The sequence below is a fragment of the Ottowia sp. genome (assembly GCF_046348305.1).
GTDB lineage: Bacteria > Pseudomonadota > Gammaproteobacteria > Burkholderiales > Burkholderiaceae_C > Ottowia.
Genome location: NZ_JAXMEM010000003.1, coordinates 322,984 through 340,356, shown reverse-complemented (window position 1 = coordinate 340,356; position 17,373 = coordinate 322,984). Strand labels below are relative to the sequence as shown.

The window sequence follows — 17,373 nt, the reverse complement described above, 5'->3', positions numbered from 1 at the left end:
TCCGGCTGAAACGCGCGAGCGGTCCCGCGGTTTACTTGGCGGGCGCGGCGGGCTCGTCCAGGTCGTAGCGCTCCTCGTCGGGCGGCGCACCGTCGTGCACGTCGTTGCTGCGCTTTTGCAGGAAGGCGTCGCGCTGGAAGGTGTAGGGGTCCAGCGCAGCCTGGTCCAGCAGTTGCTCCACGCCCAGCAGGCGCGCGCGGGTATCGACGGCCTCCAGCACGGTCAGCGAGTTGCGCACCGGCACGTCCTGGATTTGCGCCTGCGGGCGGCCCAGGTAGTCGACCGGCAGCGCGATGGTGTCGCGCAGGGTGGACGGCCCCAGGATCGGCAGCACCAGATAGGGCCCCGACTCAGCGCCCCAGCGCCCCAGGGTCTGGCCGAAATCCTCGCGGTGGCGCTCCAGATTCATCTCGCTGGCCGGGTCGAGCACGCCACCCAGGCCGATGGTGGTGTTGACCACCACGCGCCAGAACGAATGCAGCGCGCCCTCGGGCTTGGCCTGCAACACGTTGTTGACGAAGGACCAGGCATCGCCCAGGTTGCCGAAGAAGTTGCCCACGCCAGTGCGCACCGGCTGCGGCAACACGTCCTTGTAGACCGTGGCCACCGGCTTCATGATCGCCTTGTCCACATCGTCGTTGAAGCGCGTCATCGCGCGGTTGTAGCTCTCCCACGGATCGCGCGGATCGGGGTGGGCCACCGTCGCGCAGCCGGTCATCAGCGCCAGGGCTCCGAACCCGAGCGCCAAAACGATGCGCCGCAGCGGTGCTGCAAAGTTGTTGTTCATGCGTTGTCATGACAGCCTCCGGCGGGGTCGCCGGCGGGCTTGATCCCTTGTGCTTATTTGGCTTTGCCGGCTGGCGGCGCCTTGCCGGCCGCGCCGGAAGAGCCGCCTTCGGCCGCGCTGTTGTAGAGAAACTGGCTGATCAGATTTTCCAGCACGACCGCCGACTGCGTGTTGTCAATTTTATCGCCCGCCTTCAAATTGGTGTCCGATGCGCCCGCGTCGATACCCACGTACTGCTCGCCCAGCAAACCGCTGGTCAGGATCTTCAGCGAACTGTCGCTGGGAAATCGGTAGCGCGTGTCCATGTCCAGGGCAATGGCCGCCTGATAGCGCTGGTCGTCGAAACCGATGCTGGCCACGCGCCCGACCACCACGCCGGCGCTCTTGACCGCCGCCTTGGGCTTGAGCCCGCCGATGTTGTCGAAGCGCGCCGTCACCCGGTAGGTGGACTGCCAGTTCAGCGCCAGCAGGTTGGCCGTCTGCAAGGCCAGAAACACCAGCGCCGCCAGCCCCAGCATCACGAACAGGCCGACCCAGACGTCATTCTTGCTGCGTCCCATGATGGTTCACCTTCCCCGATTCAACGTCACAAAATGAAAATTTGATCGCCACCCGCGCACCAAACCCGAGGACTCAAGGGGACGCGGGGCAGGCCATGCCGGCGAACGCCGCGGCCGTACCCGCACCGGCCACGGGCGTTGTCCCCCTTCCCGCAGGAGAGGGGGGCAGGCGCGAAGCGACTCAAGGGGATGCATCTCAATACGAAAACATGAACGCGGTCAGGACGAAGTCCAGCCCCAGCACCGCCAGCGAAGCCATCACCACCGTGCGCGTGGTGGCACGCGAGACGCCCTCGGCGGTCGGCTTGGCCTCATACCCTTGCAGCAGCGCGACGAAGGTGACGGCGACGCCGAACACCACGCTCTTGAGCACGCCGTTGCCCACATCGGCCCACACGTCCACGCCGCCCTGCATCTGGCTCCAGAACGCCCCGGGGTCCACCCCGATCATCCACACGCTGACCACCCAGCCGCCCAGCACGCCCACCGCGTTGAACACCGCCGTCAGCAGCGGCATGGCGATGACGCCGGCCCAAAAGCGCGGCGCCACGATGCGGCGCATCGGGTCGATGGCCATCATCTCCATCGCCGACAGTTGCTCGCCGGCCTTCATCAGCCCGATCTCGGCCGTGAGCGAAGTGCCCGCGCGCCCGGCAAACAGCAGCGCGGTGACGACGGGCCCCAGCTCGCGCAGCAGCGACAGCGCCACCATCATGCCGACGGCCTCGGACGAGCCGTAGCGCTGCAGGATGTTGTAGCCCTGCAGCGCCAGCACGAAACCCACGAACAGCCCCGACACGGCGATGATGGCCAGCGAGTAGTTGCCCAGAAAATGAATCTGGTCGCGCACCAGCGAAAAGCGCCGCAGCGTGGGGCCCAGCAGGGCGACCAGCCGCCAGAAAAAACGTGCGCCCTGGCCCACGTCGGCCAGCTTGCTGCGCACGGCGAAACCCACGTCGGCAGGGCGCCACCAGCTCATCGCACCGCCTCCGCGCCAAAGTCTTCCTCGACCGAGGGGCCCGGGTAGTGAAACTCCACCGGCCCATCCGCGGTCAGCCCGATGAACTGGCGCACCAGCGGGTGGCTGCTGGCGCGCAGATCGGCCGGCGTGCCGCTGGCCGCCACCTTGCCCTCGGCCAGGAGCACCACCTGGTCGGCGATGGCAAAGGTCTCGGCCACGTCGTGCGACACCACGATGCTGGTGATGCCTAAAGCATCGTTGAGCTGGCGGATCAGCCGGGCGGCGGTGTTCATCGAGATCGGGTCCAGCCCGGCGAAGGGCTCGTCGTACATCACCAAATCCGGGTCGGCGGCAATGGCCCGCGCCAGTGCCACGCGCCGCGCCATGCCGCCCGAGATCTGCGCCGGCATCAGCGCGCGCGCGCCGCGCAGGCCCACGGCGTCCAGCTTCATCAGCACGATGTCGCGGATCAAGGCCTCGGGCAAATCGGTGTGCTCGCGCAGCGGAAAAGCCACGTTGTCGAACACCGACAGGTCGGTGAACAGCGCGCCGAACTGAAACAGCATGCCCATGCGCCGGCGCGCCGCGTACAGGCCCGACTCGTCCAGCCGGCCCACGTCCTGCCCGTCGAACAGCACGCTGCCGGCCTGCGCGCGCTGCTGCCCGCCGATCAGGCGCAGCACCGTGGTCTTGCCCCCACCCGATGCGCCCATCACCGCCGTGACCTTGCCGCGCGGCACGGCAAAGGACACGCCCGACAGCACGGCGCGCTCGCCATAACCGAAGTTGACGTCGCGCAGCTCGACCAGGGCCGTTGGGGCGGGTGAAATGGGATCCATGCGAAACAAAAAACCGGCCACACAAGACCGGCGGTGGTGATGATACCGGGTTGACCCGAACGGCAACCGACCGGCCTCGCGCACCGAATCATCGGACAATATACTATTATTTCAATAGCTGTCAGCGCTTGACATGTAACGGTTTGAGGCCAATTTCATTGCATAAATGGCTCACGGGTCGGCCAACACCGGCGCCGGCTGCGCCGCGCGGTTCAGGTGTGCACGATAGAAATCGATGAAGGCCCGCACCTTGCCCGAGACCTGCCGACCAGGCGGGTAGACGGCGTGAATGCCGCCGGCGGGCAGCGACCAGTCGTCCAGCAGGCGCACCAGCCGCCCGGAGCGCAGATCGTCGGCGGCACCGGGCTCGTCGAGCACGGAGATGCCTGTGCCCTCGCACAGCATGGCGCGCAGTGCCGTCGGCGAATCGACGCGGATGCGTGACTTGAGCCGCACGGTCTGCGTGCGGGCGTCTGGCCCGGTGAACGTCCAGGTCAGCGGCGCCGGCAGCAGCGTCAGGGCAAACCATTCGAACGCCGCCAGATCCCCGGGCTGCACGGGCCGCCCCAGCCGCCGCACCAGCTGGGGTGCGGCCACGACGCACTGCCGAAATTCGCCGAGCTTGGCGGCATGCATGGCCGAGTCGCGCAGCCAGCCGACGCGAATGGCGACGTCGACGCCCTCGCCCACCAGGTTGGTCAGCTTGTCGCTGGTGCGCAGCTCGATCGCCAGGCGCGGGTGCAGGACGGCAAAGCGGGCGAGCGCCGGCGCCAGCGACTGCACGGCCTGGTCCACCGTCGTGCTCACGCGCAGCGTGCCGCTCAATTCGGCGTGGTTTCGGGCGCTGCCCTGCTCCAGCGCATCGTGCAGCCCTTGCAACAGAGGCCCGCACTGCGCATGCAGCGCCTGGCCGGCGTCGGTGAGACGAACCTGGCGGGTCGTGCGCACGAACAAGGCGGTGCCCAGCGCGGCTTCGAGGCGGCTGATCTGCAGGCTGACTTTGGTCTTGGTGACGCCCAGATGATCGGCCGCCGCCGTGAAGCCGCCCTGCCGCGCGACCGCGTCGAAGGCGATGAGCGCGTTCAGGTCCAGGCGGGAAAGGGTGTCCATGCCGCGGCAATTGTCATGAAATTGAAAACGATCAATTATTGATTGGCCTGTTTATCAAATCAATTGGGGGTGCAATCATTGCTTCCGTCCGGTTGCGCAAGCGCGCGCTGGCCCCGCCCCATTTCCCTCACTGCAAAGGACATCATCATGAAAATCGCACTCATTGGCGCCACCGGATACGTCGGCTCCGGACTGCTCAAGGAAGCGCTGGCGCGCGGCCACGCCGTCACCGCGCTGGTGCAGCATCCGCAGAAGCTGGGCGCGCAACCCGGGCTCACCGCCGTACAGGCCGACGCGCTCGATACGGCCAGGCTGGCCGGGCAACTGCGCGGGCACGACGCCGTCATCAGCGCCTTCAGTGGCCATGCGCAAAGCGATATCCTGGGCTATTACGTGCAGGGCATCGACTCCATCATCGCCGCCACCCGGCAGGCCGCCGTGCCGCGCCTGCTGGTGGTCGGCGGCGCCGGCAGCCTGGAGGTCAGCCCCGGCGTGCAGCTGATGGATACGCCCGCCTTTCCCGCCGCGTGGCAGGCCACCGCCGAAGGCGCGCGCCAGGCGCTCAAGCGGCTGCGGCAAGAGACGCTACTGGACTGGACCATGCTCAGCCCCGCCGCGCAGCTCGAGCCGGGCGCTCGCACCGGCAGCTTCCGTCTGGGCGGCGACGAATTGCTCGCCGACGCGGCCGGCCAGAGCCGCATCTCGGTGCAAGACTACGCCGTGGCCATGATCGACGAGCTGGAGCGGCCCGCGCATTCGCGCCGGCGCTTTTCGGTCGCGTACTGACGCCTCGGCAACCGTTGGCCGCCGCGCGGGTCGCGGCCCGACGCTTCAACGAGGCAGGTCGCTGGTTCCCATCAGGAACTCGTCCACGGCGTGCGCCGTCTGGCGATCCTCGCGCCACGCGGGCGGCCAGCCCGCGTGTTCATCACTCGCCCATTCGGGCGGTCCGCGCGGGTCGCGGCCCGACGCTTCAACGAGGCAGGTCGCTGGTTCCCATCAAGAAAGCATCGACCGCGTGCGCGGCCTGGCGACCCTCGCGGATCGCCCACACCACCAGGCTTTGTCCGCGCCGCATGTCGCCGGCGGCAAACACGCGCTTGACGTTGGTGGCGTAGCCGCGCTGGACATCGGTGGTGGCCTTGGCGTTGCCGCGGGCGTCCTTGTCCACGCCGAAGGCCTCCAGCACGGTGGCCACGGGATTGGTAAAGCCCATGGCCAGCAGCACCAGCTCGGCGGGCCACTCGCGCTCGGTGCCGGGCACTTCGACGAACTTGCCGTCGCGCGGCTCCACGTGCACGGTCTTGAGGGCCTTGAGCTTGCCGCCCTTGCCGCCCTTGGCGTCGCCGATGAAAGCCTGGGTGGCGATGGCGAACTCGCGCTGCACGCCCTCCTCGTGGCTGGAGCTGGTGCGCAGCTTGATCGGCCAGTAGGGCCACACCAGCGGGCCGTTCTCGTGCTCGGGCGGCATGGGCATGAGCTCGAACTGCGTCACGCTTAAAGCGCCGTGGCGGTTGCTGGTGCCCACGCAGTCGCTGCCGGTATCGCCGCCGCCGATGACGATGACGTGCTTGCCTTTGGCACTGATCGGCTCCTTGAGCTTGTCGCCCGCGTTGCTGCGGTTTTGCTGGGGCAGCAGCTCCATCGCAAAGTGCACGCCGTCCAGCGTGCGGCCGGGCACCGGCAGGTCGCGCGACTGCTCGGCGCCGCCGGCCAGCAGTACGGCATCAAACTCTTGCATCAGTTGCGCGGCCGATACCGTTTCACGCGCCAGGTTGTTGACCTTGGCGCCCGGGCCTTCGCCCGGCAGGCCGCCCACCAGCACGCCGGTGCGAAACACCACGCCCTCGGCCTGCATCTGCGCCACGCGCTTGTCGATGTGCGTCTTCTCGAGCTTGAAGTCGGGGATGCCGTAGCGCAGCAGGCCACCGATGCGGTCGTTCTTCTCGAACACCGTCACCGCATGGCCGGCGCGCGCCAGCTGCTGCGCCGCCGCCAGGCCGGCCGGGCCCGATCCGACCACGGCCACGCTCTTGCCGGTCTTGACGGCCGCGGGGCGCGGAACCACCCAGCCCTCGGCCCAGGCGCGGTCGATGATGGCGTGCTCGATGCTCTTGATGCCCACCGGCTCGACGTTGATGTTGAGCACGCAGGCGGCCTCGCAGGGCGCGGGGCAGATGCGGCCGGTGAACTCGGGAAAATTGTTGGTCGAGTCAAGCACCGCGAAGGCGTTTTTCCAGTCGTTGCGATAGACCAGATCGTTGAAGTCCGGAATGATGTTGTGCACCGGGCAGCCGTGGCTGCAAAAGGGCGTGCCGCAGTCCATGCAGCGCGCGCCCTGCTGGCGTGCCTGGGCCTCGGTCAGGCCGATGACGAGTTCCTTGTGATTCTTCAGGCGCTCGGCAACGGGCACATGGCCCTCCTCGATGCGCTCGAACTCCAGAAAGCCGGTGATCTTTCCCATGGCGTGGTTCCTTGATTTTGTTGGGGCTCAAGCTGCTGGCTTGAGCGCGGTGACTTCGATTTCGATGCGCATGCGCGGGTCGGCCAGGCCGGCGCTGATCATCATGGCGGCGGGCCGGATTTCGCCGAAGTGGCGGCGCAGCACCGGCCAGCAGCGCTCGAACTGGCTGGCGTCGGGCAGCACGTAGGTGACGCGCACCACGTCGCGCAGGCTGGCGCCGGCCTGCTCCAGCGCGGCCGTGATGTTGCGCAGGCACTGCTCGGCCTGCGCCGCCACATCGTCGGCAATGGTCATGGTGGCGTAGTCGAAGCCGGTGGTGCCGGAGACGAACACCCAGTCGCCTTGCACCACGGCACGCGAATAGCCGATGTCGGCCTCGAACGGGGAGCCGCTGCTGATCAGCCGGCGGGCTGCGGGCGGGTTCATGCTGATGCGCTCACTTGGCCGGAACCGCTTCTTTTTTCGTAGCTTTCCGCGCTTTGCTGGCGGGCGCTGCAGCCGTTTTTTCCTCATGAATTCGGGCCAGGGCGCGCTGGTACTCGACGGGGAATACCTTGACGAATTTCGCGCGCGTGGCGGCCCAGTCGTCCAGCAGCTCGCGCGCGCGGCGGCTGCCGGTCCAGCGCAGGTGCTCGTCCAGCAGCTGGCGCAACTGCTCCTCGTCGGTGCGGCCGCGGTGCCAGTGGCCGGACTCGCTGGCGGCTTCCTGCTCGGCCACGCTTTGCACCTTCTCCAGCGTGACCATGGCGCGGTTGCAGCGGCTGGCGAACTGGCCGTCCTCGTCATAGACATAGGCCACGCCGCCCGACATGCCGGCGGCGAAGTTGCGGCCGGTCCTGCCCAGCACCACCACGGTGCCGCCGGTCATGTATTCGCAGCCGTGGTCGCCCGTGCCCTCCACCACCGCGCTGGCGCCCGACAGGCGCACTGCAAAGCGCTCACCGGCCACACCGGCAAAAAAGGCCTGGCCGCTGGTGGCGCCGTACATCACGGTGTTGCCAACGATGATGTTCTCGTGCGCCTTGCCGCGAAAGTCCAGGCTGGGCCGAATGGCGATGCGCCCACCCGACAGGCCCTTGCCCGTGTAGTCGTTGGCGTCGCCGATCAGCTGCAGCGTGATGCCGGGGCACAGGAAGGCGCCAAAGCTTTGCCCGCCCGTGCCCTCGAGCAGGATGCGGATGGCGTCGTCGGGCAGGCCCTGCGGGTGGCGCTTGGTGACCGCGCCCGAGAGCATGGCGCCCACCGAGCGGTGCACGTTGCGCGCCGTTTCCATGACCTTGACGGACTCGCCCTGCTCGATGGCGGGCTTGCACTTTTCGATCAGGCGCACGTCCAGCGCATGCGCCAGGCCGTGGTCCTGGTTCTCGACGTGGCGGCGCGGCACCTCGGCGGGCGCGTCGGGCTGGGCGAACAGGCGCGAGAAGTCCAGGCCCTTGGCTTTCCAGTGGTCGATGCCCGGGCGCGTGTCCAGCAGGTCGCTGCGGCCGATCAGCTCGTCGAACTTGCGCAGGCCCAGCTGCGCCATGATGTGGCGCACCTCCTCGGCCACAAAGAAGAAGTAGTTGACGACGTGCTCGGGCTTGCCGGAAAAGCGCTTGCGCAGCACCGGGTCCTGCGTGGCCACGCCGGTGGGGCAGGTGTTGAGGTGGCACTTGCGCATCATGATGCAGCCTTCGACCACCAGCGGCGCGGTGGCAAAGCCGAACTCGTCGGCCCCCAGCAGCGCGCCGATGACCACGTCGCGGCCGGTCTTCATCTGGCCGTCGGCCTGCACGCGGATGCGCCCGCGCAGGCGGTTGAGCACCAGGGTCTGCTGGGTCTCGGCCAGGCCGATCTCCCAGGGGCTTCCGGCGTGCTTGATGCTGGACCAGGGCGATGCCCCCGTGCCGCCATCGTGCCCGGCAATCACCACATGGTCGCTCTTGCACTTGGCCACGCCCGCGGCAATGGTACCGACGCCGACTTCGCTGACCAGCTTGACGCTAATGTCGCTGTGCGGCGCCACGTTCTTCAGGTCGTGGATCAGCTGCGCGAGGTCTTCGATGGAGTAGATGTCGTGGTGCGGCGGCGGGCTGATCAGGCCCACGCCGGGCACGCTGTGACGCAGCCGGCCGATGTAGTCCGATACCTTGCCGCCGGGCAGCTGGCCGCCCTCGCCCGGCTTGGCGCCCTGCGCCATTTTGATCTGGATCTGGTCGGCCGAGGCCAGGTATTCGGCCGTGACGCCGAAGCGCCCCGAGGCCACCTGCTTGATGCGGCTGCGCAGGCTGTCGCCATCCTGCAGCGGCAGGTCGACCTCGACCACGTCCTCGCCGATGACGGAGGCCAGGGTCTCGCCCTGCTTGATGGGCTGGCCCTGCAGCTCCTTGCGGTAACGCGCGGCATCCTCGCCGCCCTCGCCGGTGTTGCTCTTGCCGCCGATGCGGTTCATGGCCACGGCCAGAGTGGCGTGCGCCTCGGTGCTGATGGAGCCCAGCGACATGGCGCCGGTGGCAAAGCGCTTGACGATTTCCTTGGCCGGCTCGACCTCGTCGAGGGCGATGGCCCTGGCGGGATCGACCTTGAACTCGAACAGTCCGCGCAGCGTCATGTGGCGGCGGCTCTGGTCGTTGATGATCTGCGCGTATTCCTTGTAGGTGCTCCAGTTGTTGGCACGGGTGGAATGCTGCAGCTTGGCGATGGCGTCGGGCGTCCACATGTGCTCGTCGCCGCGCACGCGCCAGGCGTATTCGCCGCCGGTGTCCAGCACGCCAGCCAGCACCGGGTCGGCGCCGAAGGCCGCGCGGTGGCTGCGAAAGCTCTCCTCGGCAATCTCGAACACGCCGATGCCCTGCACGCGGCTGGCCGTGCCGGTGAAGTACTTGGCCACCATCTCGCTGTTCAGGCCGATGGCCTCGAACAGCTGCGCGCCGCAGTAGCTCATGTAGGTGGACACGCCCATCTTGGACATGATCTTGGACAAGCCCTTGCCGATGGCCTTGACGTAGTTGGCCACGGCCTTGTCGGCACTCAGGGCGCCGGGCAGGTCCTGGTGAATGGCGGCCAGGGTGTCGATGGCGAGCCACGGGTGCACCGCCTCGGCGCCGTAGCCGGCCAGCACGGCAAAGTGGTGCACCTCGCGCGCGCTGCCGGTCTCCACCACCAGGCCGGCGCTGGTGCGCAGCCCCTCGCGGATCAGGTGCTGGTGGATGCTGGACAGCGCCAGCAGCGCCGGAATGGCCACGCGCTGCGCGCCCACCGCCCGGTCGCTGACGATCAGGATGTTGTGGCCGCCCTTGATGGCGTCCACCGCCTGCGCGCTCAGGCTGGCCAGGCGGGCCTCCACGCCCTGCGGGCCCCAGGCCAGCGGGTAGGTGATGTCGAGCACGACGGAGCTGAACTTGCCGTGCGTGTGCCGGCCGATGTCGCGCAGCTTGGCCATGTCGGCGGCGTCCAGCACGGGCTGACTGACCTCCAGCCGCATGGGCGGGTTGACCTGGTTGATGTCCAGCAGGTTGGGCTTGGGGCCGATGAAGCTGACCAGGCTCATCACGATGGCCTCGCGGATCGGGTCGATCGGCGGGTTGGTGACCTGCGCGAACATCTGCCGAAAGTAGTTGTACAGCGGCTTGGCCTTGCTGGAGAGCACGGCCAGCGGGCTGTCGTTGCCCATGGAGCCGATGCCCTCCTCGCCGTTGGCGGCCATGGGGCTGAGCAGGAACTTGATGTCCTCCTGCGTGTAGCCGAAGGCCTGCTGCAAGTCCAGCAGCGCGCCCGGCTTGCTTTCGACGCCGGCGGACTGCGGCTCGGTTTCGGCGATCGGCAGCTCCTCGGCATCAGCGCCGGCCACGGGCCTGACCACATCGTCCAGGCGGATGCGCAAATCCTCGATCCAGCGCTTGTAGGGCTTGGCGTTGGCCAGCGTGGCCTTGAGCTCCTCGTCGTCGATCATGCGGCCCTGGTCGAGGTCGATCAGGAACATCTTGCCCGGCTGCAGGCGCCACTTCTTGACGATCTGGTGCTCGGGAATCGGGAGCACACCGGATTCGGAGCCCATGATGACCAGGCCGTCGTCGGTGATGCAGTAGCGCGCCGGGCGCAGGCCGTTGCGGTCCAGCGTGGCGCCGATCTGGCGGCCGTCGGTGAACACCATCGAGGCCGGACCGTCCCAGGGCTCGAGCATGCTGGCGTGGTACTCGTAGAACGCGCGGCGGCGCTCGTCCATGGTGGTGTGCTGCTCCCAGGGCTCGGGCACCATCATCATCATGGCCTGCGCCAGCGGGTAGCCGGCCATGGTCAAAAGCTCCAGGCAGTTGTCGAAGATGGCGGTGTCGGACTGGTCCGGAAAGCTGATGGGGTAGAGCTTGGCCAGGTCGGCGGCCAGCACCGGCGAGCTCATCACGCCCTCGCGCGCGCGCATCCAGTTGAAGTTGCCCTTGAGCGTGTTGATCTCGCCGTTGTGCGCGATGTAGCGATACGGGTGCGCCAGCGGCCACTCGGGGAAGGTGTTGGTCGAAAAACGCTGGTGCACCAGGCCCAGCGCCGAGACGCAGCGCGCGTCCTGCAAATCGCGGTAGTAAGTGCCCACCTGATCGGCCAGCAGCAAGCCCTTGTAGATCACCGTGCGGCTGCTCATGCTGGGGACGTAGTACTCCTTGCTGTAGCGCAGCCCCAGCGCCTGGATGTGCGCGCTGGCCGTCTTGCGGATGACGTAGAGCTTGCGCTCCAGCGCGTCCTGCACGATCACGTCGTGGCCGCGGCCGATGAACACCTGGCGGATGATCGGCTCCTTGTCGCGCACCGTGGGCGACATTGGCATGTCGCGGTTGACCGACACGTCGCGCCAGCCCAGCAGCACCTGGCCTTCCAGCTTGATCGCGCGCTCCAGCTCTTCCTCACAGGCCAGGCGGCTGGCGTGCTCCTTGGGCAAAAAGATCATGCCCACGCCGTATTCGCCCGGCGGCGGCAGCTCCACGCCCTGCTTGGCCATTTCGGCGCGGTACAGCGCGTCCGGCAACTGGATCAGGATGCCCGCGCCGTCGCCCATCAGCGCATCGGCCCCCACCGCGCCGCGATGGTCCAGGTTTTTCAGGATCTGCAGCGCGTTGGTGATGATGGCGTGGCTTTTTTCACCCTTGATGTGAGCCACGAAACCCACCCCGCAGGCGTCATGCTCATGTGCCCGGTCATACAGGCCCCGGGCTTGCAAATGTTCTTGTTCGGCACGCGTCGACATCGCCAACTCCATCAGTGACAACACAAAGGAGCCCGAGCATATTGCAGCGCAACAAAATCGCCAAGAACTTTAATTGGGGTCAGATCAACATTTACAGTGGAAATCACGGGACGAGGAAATAAATGGGGTCAGATCATATTTATTAAAAAATTGAGCTGGCGATGACCACGATCAGCCGATTCGCTCGGCCCTTCAGTCAACCGGTTTGCGCGGACGCCCTCGCGGCGCGCGAGCTACGCGGCGCTGGGTGCGCAGCTCCAAGTCGGCGACGAAGGCATCGCCCCCCATCACCCAGGCTGTGTGCACGCCGCGCGCCAACTCGGCCTGGCGTGGTGAGCCCAGGGCCGCTTCGACCAGCTCGCCATAGGCGCGCTCGCGCGCAAACGGGGTGTTGCCCAATTCCCAGTACAGCGGATGGGGCGTGATGAGCGGGTCCACGCGCAAGCCCACCAAATGCCCGTGGCCGGACCAGGGGTAGTCGGCCGCCGCGGCCACCATGCCCGCGCGCACGGGATTCAGGTCGATGTAGGCCATGCACGCCAGCAGGTAGCGCTCGGCCTCGATCAGGGTGCTGCGGTAGCGTCCCTCCCACAGCGTGCCACTGCGCCCGTGGCGCCGATTGAACGCCCGCACGTAGCTGCGCCCCAGCGCCTGCATCATGTGCGGGATGCCGTCGGCGGTTTCGGGCGTGAGCAGCAGATGCAGGTGGTTGCTCATCAACACGTAGGTGTGGATGGCGACCTTGGCCAGGCCCGCCTGCTCGCCGATTCCCTCCAGGAGACGCCGCCGATCCTCGTCATCCAGCACCACGGCCTGGCGGTTGTTGCCACGCAGGATGACGTGGTGCGGGTATCCGGGAACGGTGAGGCGCAGAGGGCGTGCCATGGCGAATTGTCATCAAAATGTTGATCTGACCCCATTTATTTTAAGGGAAGTGCGGGCGCACCCCAGGTGCTTGCCGGGGCGGGCTCTGGTCGGCCTGCGGAATAGGCGGCGGTGGCAACGTGTCCGCGGCGGCACGCGTCTGTTGCAGCCAGGCGGCGGGGTCGGGCAAATCGGGGTTAGGGGCGGGGGGCTCGGCAAACCGGAAGGCCGCCGTCAAGTCGCCGAAGGTTTGCCGTCGCCAGGCCGAGATGTTGGGCTCGCGCACGCCGGTCACGCGCTCCAGGAATTGCAGCACGGAGGTGTGGTCGAACGCTTGACTGCACACCCAGCCGCCCACCGTCCAGGGCGAGATCAGGATGCAGGGCACGCGAAAGCCGCCGCCGATGGGCAGGCCATCGACAAATTCACCCGGCGTGCCCGCCGGCGGCACCGGCGGCGGCACATGATCGAACAAACCGTCGTTCTCGTCGTAGTTGAGGATGAAGGCGGTCTTGGCCCAGACGGACGGGTTGGCTGCCAGGGCGTCGAGCTTGCGGGCGATGAAGGCGGCGCCGGCGGCAGGCATGGCGTCGGGATGCTCTGAAGCCTCGAAAGGCGGGCACAGCCACGACACGGTGGGCAGCCGGTCGTGGCGCACGTCGTGCTCGAACTCGTCGTCACTGGGCGCGGGCAAGCCCCGGCGCCGCAGCGCGGAGCTCCGGGGCGCGTCATGAACCGCCTCGAACAGGCCCAGCAGATTGAACGGCCGCCCCTTGGGCGAATGCTCGTACACGCGCCACGAGACGCCGGCCTGCTCCAGCCGCTCGGCATAGGTCGTCCAGCGCAGGCCGCCGGGCGGCTTCCTGTTGTAGATCATTGGGCCGCCGGCGCTGGCCTCGGGGTCGATCGTGCCGCTCAGGTACATCAGGCGATTGGGCCAGGTCGGCCCCATCACCGATGAATGGTAGGCGTCGCAGACGGTGAAGGCATCGGCCAGCGCGTGGTGGAACGGGATGTCGGCGCGCTCGAAGTACCCCATCGTGCAAGGCCCGCGCGCGCCGTCGGCCTGGCGGTGCGCACGCACCCACTGGTCCATGCGCCCCTGGTTCCAGGCCCGGTGCTGCACCGCCCACGCGTGGCTGGTCGAGGGCAGCTTTTGCGCATTGCTCGATCGCGTGTCCAGGTGAAAGGGCAGCAGATAGCCCAGCGGGTTTGCGTCGTCGGGCTGATGAAAGACGCTGCGGCCGCTGGTCAGCCGCAGCGCGTTGGGGTCGGCAAAGCCGCGCACCCCCGCCAGCGTGCCGAAGTAGTGGTCGAACGAGCGGTTTTCCTGCATCAGCAGCACGACGTGCTTGATATCGCGCAGCGAGCCGACGCGCGCAGGGGTCTGCGCGATCGCCCGGCGCAGATGGGCCGGCAGCAGCGTCGCCGCGGTGCCCAGGGCCGCGGACTGCAGGGCGCCACTCAGCAAGCGCCGGCGGGTAAAAAACGCAGACATTCGATGCCGTCCCGGTTTCTCGAATCAAAATCACTTCACATAGGCCAGCGGCTGCACATGGGTGTCATCAGTGGCAACTTCAGCGTGCAAAAAGATCTGGTATCCACGTCGCCATCCTCTTGATGAGCCGATACGTCATGACGCGCCGTGGTCACGCGCCGATCCAGTCGGTCCATGGATCGGCGCCAGACGGCAAGCGCTCCAGCAGCGCCTGCCCCAGGCTGAAGCCCAGCTTGCGATAGCTCTCCCACTGCGCGTCGTCGAAAAACTGGTCGGTGGTGGACTGTTGCGGAAAGTCCGGATACGTGGCCTGGTACTGCACCAGGTCCAGGCTGGCGTGCTGGGTCAGACGCGGCTTGACGAACACCAGGGTGCAGGTCGCAGCGGGCACATCGCCCGCAGCCGGCAACGCGACGCGATAGCCGAGCAGAAACTGCTGGCCCTGGCGCGCACCCCGCTCGAAGCCACCCGGATTGCCGAACAGGTCGACCAGCGCCGCAGGCGGCACCAGTGGCTCGAACACCGCGCCGAAGTCCACGCGTGCCAGCCGCATCAGATTGGCGACATCGCCGAACTGGTAGTCGGGGTCGGCCCCATTGTCCAGCGCCAGGATGAAACCGACGCGCCGGCGCAGCAGTTCATACACCGCGGTGTTGTCGAAGTGTCCACCGTCGGTGAGATACCAGAAGCGCTGGCTGGTGCCGAAGAACTGGCCGCGCAACTCGCGATACAGGTGCACTTGCGTTGCGAAGGCCCAGGCGCCGAGGTCGCGGGCGCGCGTTGCGGCGGCCCGCCACCAATAGCCCAGGCGCATGTTCAGCAGCACCGCCAGCAGCGCCCGCTCGGGCGTGGTCCCGCGCCCAAGCCCCGGTGCGAACGCCGCACCCGAAATGCCGATCCAGCGCCCCAGCGACAGCCGCTCGAAGCCGCCAGGCCCCGCGTCGCCACGCGAACGCAGATGACCATCGACCAGATAGCCTTCGGGTGTCACCGCCATCGGCAGGCCCTTGCGATCCTGATACACCAGCGCCTGTTCGGACACGACGGTGTCGTTGATGGTCACGTTGATCAGGTGCAGCGGCGCCAGCGAGGTGGGCCCCTCGCCCGCTCGGCCGTAGTACTGGTCGAGCGTCATGTCGTCGCGCGGATGCGCTTCGGTGATCGCGGCGCCGCGCGTGCTGTCGGCGCGTGCCGCGTTGCTGGCACCCAGGTAGGCCCGCACGATGCGCGCCGTGTAGAGGTTCTGCAGCGTCGAGAGGTTCAGGAACTGGAAGGTCACGCCGGTGATCAGCCCCAGCAGCAGCAACCCGAGCAGGGCCGGCCAGGGCACGCGCCGCAGTTCACCCCCGCCCAGCCAGACCGCGGCCACTCCCCACATCAGCAGCAGCCACAGCCCCAGCAGCAGCGCCAGCAGCAGGGGCGCCAGGCGCATCAGCGCCCGCCTTGCACCGGCATCCGGCGCCGGCGCAGCGCCCGACGACCAGAACTTTTGCAGGCTGAGCAGCACGGCGGCAAACGCGCCCACGCTGATGCCGCTGACACCCTGCCTCGACTCGACCCAGCGCAGCACGGCGGTGGCCGCAACCAGCACCAGCGCAATCGCCAGCAGCGACAGCGCGGCGCCGGTGGCGCGCGCCAGCCACTGCGTCAAGCGCGTGCGCGTCACCCGCATCGTTTCGCGCGCACTGCCGCCTTCGGGCGCCAGCACGCCGCGGGTCCACCCAATCGCAAACCACAGCCAGCCGAGCCAGGCCACCGCGCCGGCCAGCACCGCCCACATGGCCCAGCGCTGCCCCCAGCCGGCGCCGGCAATGACGGGCCCGGCGACAAACGCCAGGATCGACGAGCGCGTCAGCAGCCCCGCACCCCAGCGCCCCCAGGCCGAGGCGCCCGCGCGCGTCGGCAGTTCGGTGCACCAGTAGCCGACCCCCAGCGGCAACACCGCCACCAAAGCCACCGCCAGCGCGAGCCAAAAATACAGCGCGCCGGCACGCCACGCGCCGGGCAGTGCCGGCAGCCCATCGGCAAGCGCCGGCGCCAGGGCCAAATTCAGCACCGCCAGCAGCGCCAGCGGCAGCACCAGCGAGATGGCGATCACATAGTGCACGGCGATCACGTTGCGCAGCCAAAGCACGACCATGAAGAAATAGTCGCCGCCGCCATTGGGGGCCAGATAGCGGCCGCTGTCGCGCAGCCATTCGATGGCGCGCGCTTCGCCCGCCCGCGCCGGGCCGATGGGGTCGGCGCGTTGCTCGACCGCGGCCAACTGACGCAGGGCCTCGTCGCGCGCCGACATCATTTCGTCATTCGATGGCCTGACCGTCGCCCCATTGCGGACCGACTTGGGCGTGAACAGGCTGCCCACGAAGCTGCCGGTATAGCCGCCGCCGGAAACCGTGGAGAGATAGTCGAAGCTCTCCAGACGTCCCCGGCGCGCCAGCGCCTGCAACATGCCCAGCGAAATCGTCGCGCTGCGAATGCCGCCGCCCGACAAGGCCAGGCCGGCGCGGGGTGCGGCGGCCGGTTGCCCCAGAAGGTTCCGCCGCCACCGCAGGCGCTCGGCTTCTGCGCGTTGCCAATCAGCGTCATCGGGCCGGGGTCGGAGGCTTCGCACGTCGATCTCCTGGACGCCGCAGGCATCGATGCGCTGCGGCGCGCTTCAGTGTGACGCGCGCGCCGGCGACTGGCAAGCCCCTGCACAGCCGACTTGCGGCCGGCACGCGAGCGGGCTTCAGGGCCTTTTCGGGTAGCCCGCCTCGCGCATGCGGTGTGCCCCACGATGTAGACCTTGAGCGCGGGCTGCGACTTGAGCAGCACCGTCATCTGCGCCAGCGTGGCGTCGGAGTCGGCGGTCAGCGCGGCGCTGTCGGTGACAAAGCGGATGCCGTGCATGACCATGTGGCCGGCCTGCGCCATGCCTTCGCCCATCGCCTTCGCGTCCACGCTGACCTGGCCGGCGGCCATCGCCTTGGCCTCCACGACCTGCTGCAGTACGCCGACCGGCTCGCGCGGGCTTTGGCTGCGCAACGTGAGCGCCCGAAAACTGTTGATCTGGCCCTGAGGTTTCCCCTCAAA

At 68.0% G+C, this 17,373-nt stretch carries 13 protein-coding genes; 2 read left to right on the top strand and 11 right to left on the bottom strand.

Going from position 1 to position 17,373, the window contains the following annotated elements; translation table 11 throughout:
• Window positions 1-31 precede the first annotated feature (31 nt).
• From U1F38_RS01660 to U1F38_RS01640, 5 genes are all read right to left on the bottom strand, one after another.
• Window positions 32-787: a VacJ family lipoprotein gene (locus U1F38_RS01660; protein ID WP_409985315.1), complete on the bottom strand. Its 756-nt coding sequence runs from the start codon at window positions 785-787 to the stop codon at window positions 32-34.
• Window positions 788-840: 53 nt separating this feature from the next.
• Window positions 841-1,347, bottom strand: a complete 507-nt coding sequence (mlaD, locus tag U1F38_RS01655; RefSeq protein ID WP_409985314.1) for an outer membrane lipid asymmetry maintenance protein MlaD — start codon at window positions 1,345-1,347, stop codon at window positions 841-843.
• A 196-nt stretch (window positions 1,348-1,543) separates the two neighbouring features.
• Entirely contained in the window at window positions 1,544-2,326 is a 783-nt protein-coding gene (gene mlaE, locus U1F38_RS01650; RefSeq protein WP_409985313.1) for a lipid asymmetry maintenance ABC transporter permease subunit MlaE, read from the bottom strand.
• Complete coding sequence (locus U1F38_RS01645; protein WP_409985312.1) at window positions 2,323-3,147, bottom strand: ABC transporter ATP-binding protein; 825 nt, start codon at window positions 3,145-3,147, stop codon at window positions 2,323-2,325. The genes mlaE and U1F38_RS01645 overlap by 4 nt, the downstream gene beginning before the upstream one ends.
• 171 nt (window positions 3,148-3,318) lie before the next feature.
• The gene (locus U1F38_RS01640; RefSeq protein ID WP_409985311.1) at window positions 3,319-4,257 is read right to left on the bottom strand and encodes a LysR family transcriptional regulator; all 939 of its coding nucleotides are present in this window, start codon (window positions 4,255-4,257) and stop codon (window positions 3,319-3,321) included.
• Window positions 4,258-4,404: 147 nt separating this feature from the next.
• On the opposite strand from U1F38_RS01640, the gene U1F38_RS01635 reads away from it, so the two are divergent.
• Window positions 4,405-5,043: an NAD(P)-dependent oxidoreductase gene (locus U1F38_RS01635; protein ID WP_409985310.1), complete on the top strand. Its 639-nt coding sequence runs from the start codon at window positions 4,405-4,407 to the stop codon at window positions 5,041-5,043.
• Between the two features lie 187 nt (window positions 5,044-5,230).
• Here U1F38_RS01635 and U1F38_RS01630 read toward each other — a convergent pair whose 3' ends face one another.
• The 6 genes from U1F38_RS01630 to U1F38_RS01605 form a co-directional block, all read right to left on the bottom strand.
• Window positions 5,231-6,721 (bottom strand): glutamate synthase subunit beta, encoded by a 1,491-nt coding sequence (locus tag U1F38_RS01630; RefSeq protein ID WP_409985309.1) that lies wholly within the window; start codon window positions 6,719-6,721, stop codon window positions 5,231-5,233.
• Window positions 6,722-6,748: 27 nt separating this feature from the next.
• A complete protein-coding gene (locus U1F38_RS01625) occupies window positions 6,749-7,147 on the bottom strand; it encodes a RidA family protein (protein WP_409985308.1) in 399 nt (132 codons plus the stop codon).
• 10 nt (window positions 7,148-7,157) lie between these two features.
• Window positions 7,158-11,936: a glutamate synthase-related protein gene (locus U1F38_RS01620; RefSeq protein ID WP_409985307.1), complete on the bottom strand. Its 4,779-nt coding sequence runs from the start codon at window positions 11,934-11,936 to the stop codon at window positions 7,158-7,160.
• A 192-nt stretch (window positions 11,937-12,128) separates the two neighbouring features.
• The gene (locus U1F38_RS01615; protein WP_409985306.1) at window positions 12,129-12,821 is read right to left on the bottom strand and encodes a transposase; all 693 of its coding nucleotides are present in this window, start codon (window positions 12,819-12,821) and stop codon (window positions 12,129-12,131) included.
• A 40-nt stretch (window positions 12,822-12,861) separates the two neighbouring features.
• Complete coding sequence (locus tag U1F38_RS01610; protein ID WP_409985305.1) at window positions 12,862-14,298, bottom strand: alkaline phosphatase family protein; 1,437 nt, start codon at window positions 14,296-14,298, stop codon at window positions 12,862-12,864.
• Between the two features lie 151 nt (window positions 14,299-14,449).
• Window positions 14,450-16,912 (bottom strand): hypothetical protein, encoded by a 2,463-nt coding sequence (locus U1F38_RS01605; protein ID WP_409985304.1) that lies wholly within the window; start codon window positions 16,910-16,912, stop codon window positions 14,450-14,452.
• 174 nt (window positions 16,913-17,086) lie between these two features.
• Here U1F38_RS01605 and U1F38_RS01600 point away from each other — a divergent pair, with 174 nt between their 5' ends.
• Window positions 17,087-17,359, top strand: a complete 273-nt coding sequence (locus U1F38_RS01600) for a hypothetical protein (RefSeq protein WP_409985303.1) — start codon at window positions 17,087-17,089, stop codon at window positions 17,357-17,359.
• The last annotated feature ends 14 nt before the right edge of the window (window positions 17,360-17,373 follow it).

What these genes read in the sequence shown, in the direction of transcription:
- U1F38_RS01660 (WP_409985315.1), bottom strand. Translation starts at nt 787, where the DNA reads ATGAACAACAACTTTGCAGCACCGCTGCGGCGCATCGTTTTGGCGCTC.
- mlaD (WP_409985314.1), bottom strand. Translation starts at nt 1,347, where the DNA reads ATGGGACGCAGCAAGAATGACGTCTGGGTCGGCCTGTTCGTGATGCTG.
- mlaE (WP_409985313.1), bottom strand. Translation starts at nt 2,326, where the DNA reads ATGAGCTGGTGGCGCCCTGCCGACGTGGGTTTCGCCGTGCGCAGCAAG.
- U1F38_RS01645 (WP_409985312.1), bottom strand. Translation starts at nt 3,147, where the DNA reads ATGGATCCCATTTCACCCGCCCCAACGGCCCTGGTCGAGCTGCGCGAC.
- U1F38_RS01640 (WP_409985311.1), bottom strand. Translation starts at nt 4,257, where the DNA reads ATGGACACCCTTTCCCGCCTGGACCTGAACGCGCTCATCGCCTTCGAC.
- U1F38_RS01635 (WP_409985310.1), top strand. Translation starts at nt 4,405, where the DNA reads ATGAAAATCGCACTCATTGGCGCCACCGGATACGTCGGCTCCGGACTG.
- U1F38_RS01630 (WP_409985309.1), bottom strand. Translation starts at nt 6,721, where the DNA reads ATGGGAAAGATCACCGGCTTTCTGGAGTTCGAGCGCATCGAGGAGGGC.
- U1F38_RS01625 (WP_409985308.1), bottom strand. Translation starts at nt 7,147, where the DNA reads ATGAACCCGCCCGCAGCCCGCCGGCTGATCAGCAGCGGCTCCCCGTTC.
- U1F38_RS01620 (WP_409985307.1), bottom strand. Translation starts at nt 11,936, where the DNA reads ATGTCGACGCGTGCCGAACAAGAACATTTGCAAGCCCGGGGCCTGTAT.
- U1F38_RS01615 (WP_409985306.1), bottom strand. Translation starts at nt 12,821, where the DNA reads ATGGCACGCCCTCTGCGCCTCACCGTTCCCGGATACCCGCACCACGTC.
- U1F38_RS01610 (WP_409985305.1), bottom strand. Translation starts at nt 14,298, where the DNA reads ATGTCTGCGTTTTTTACCCGCCGGCGCTTGCTGAGTGGCGCCCTGCAG.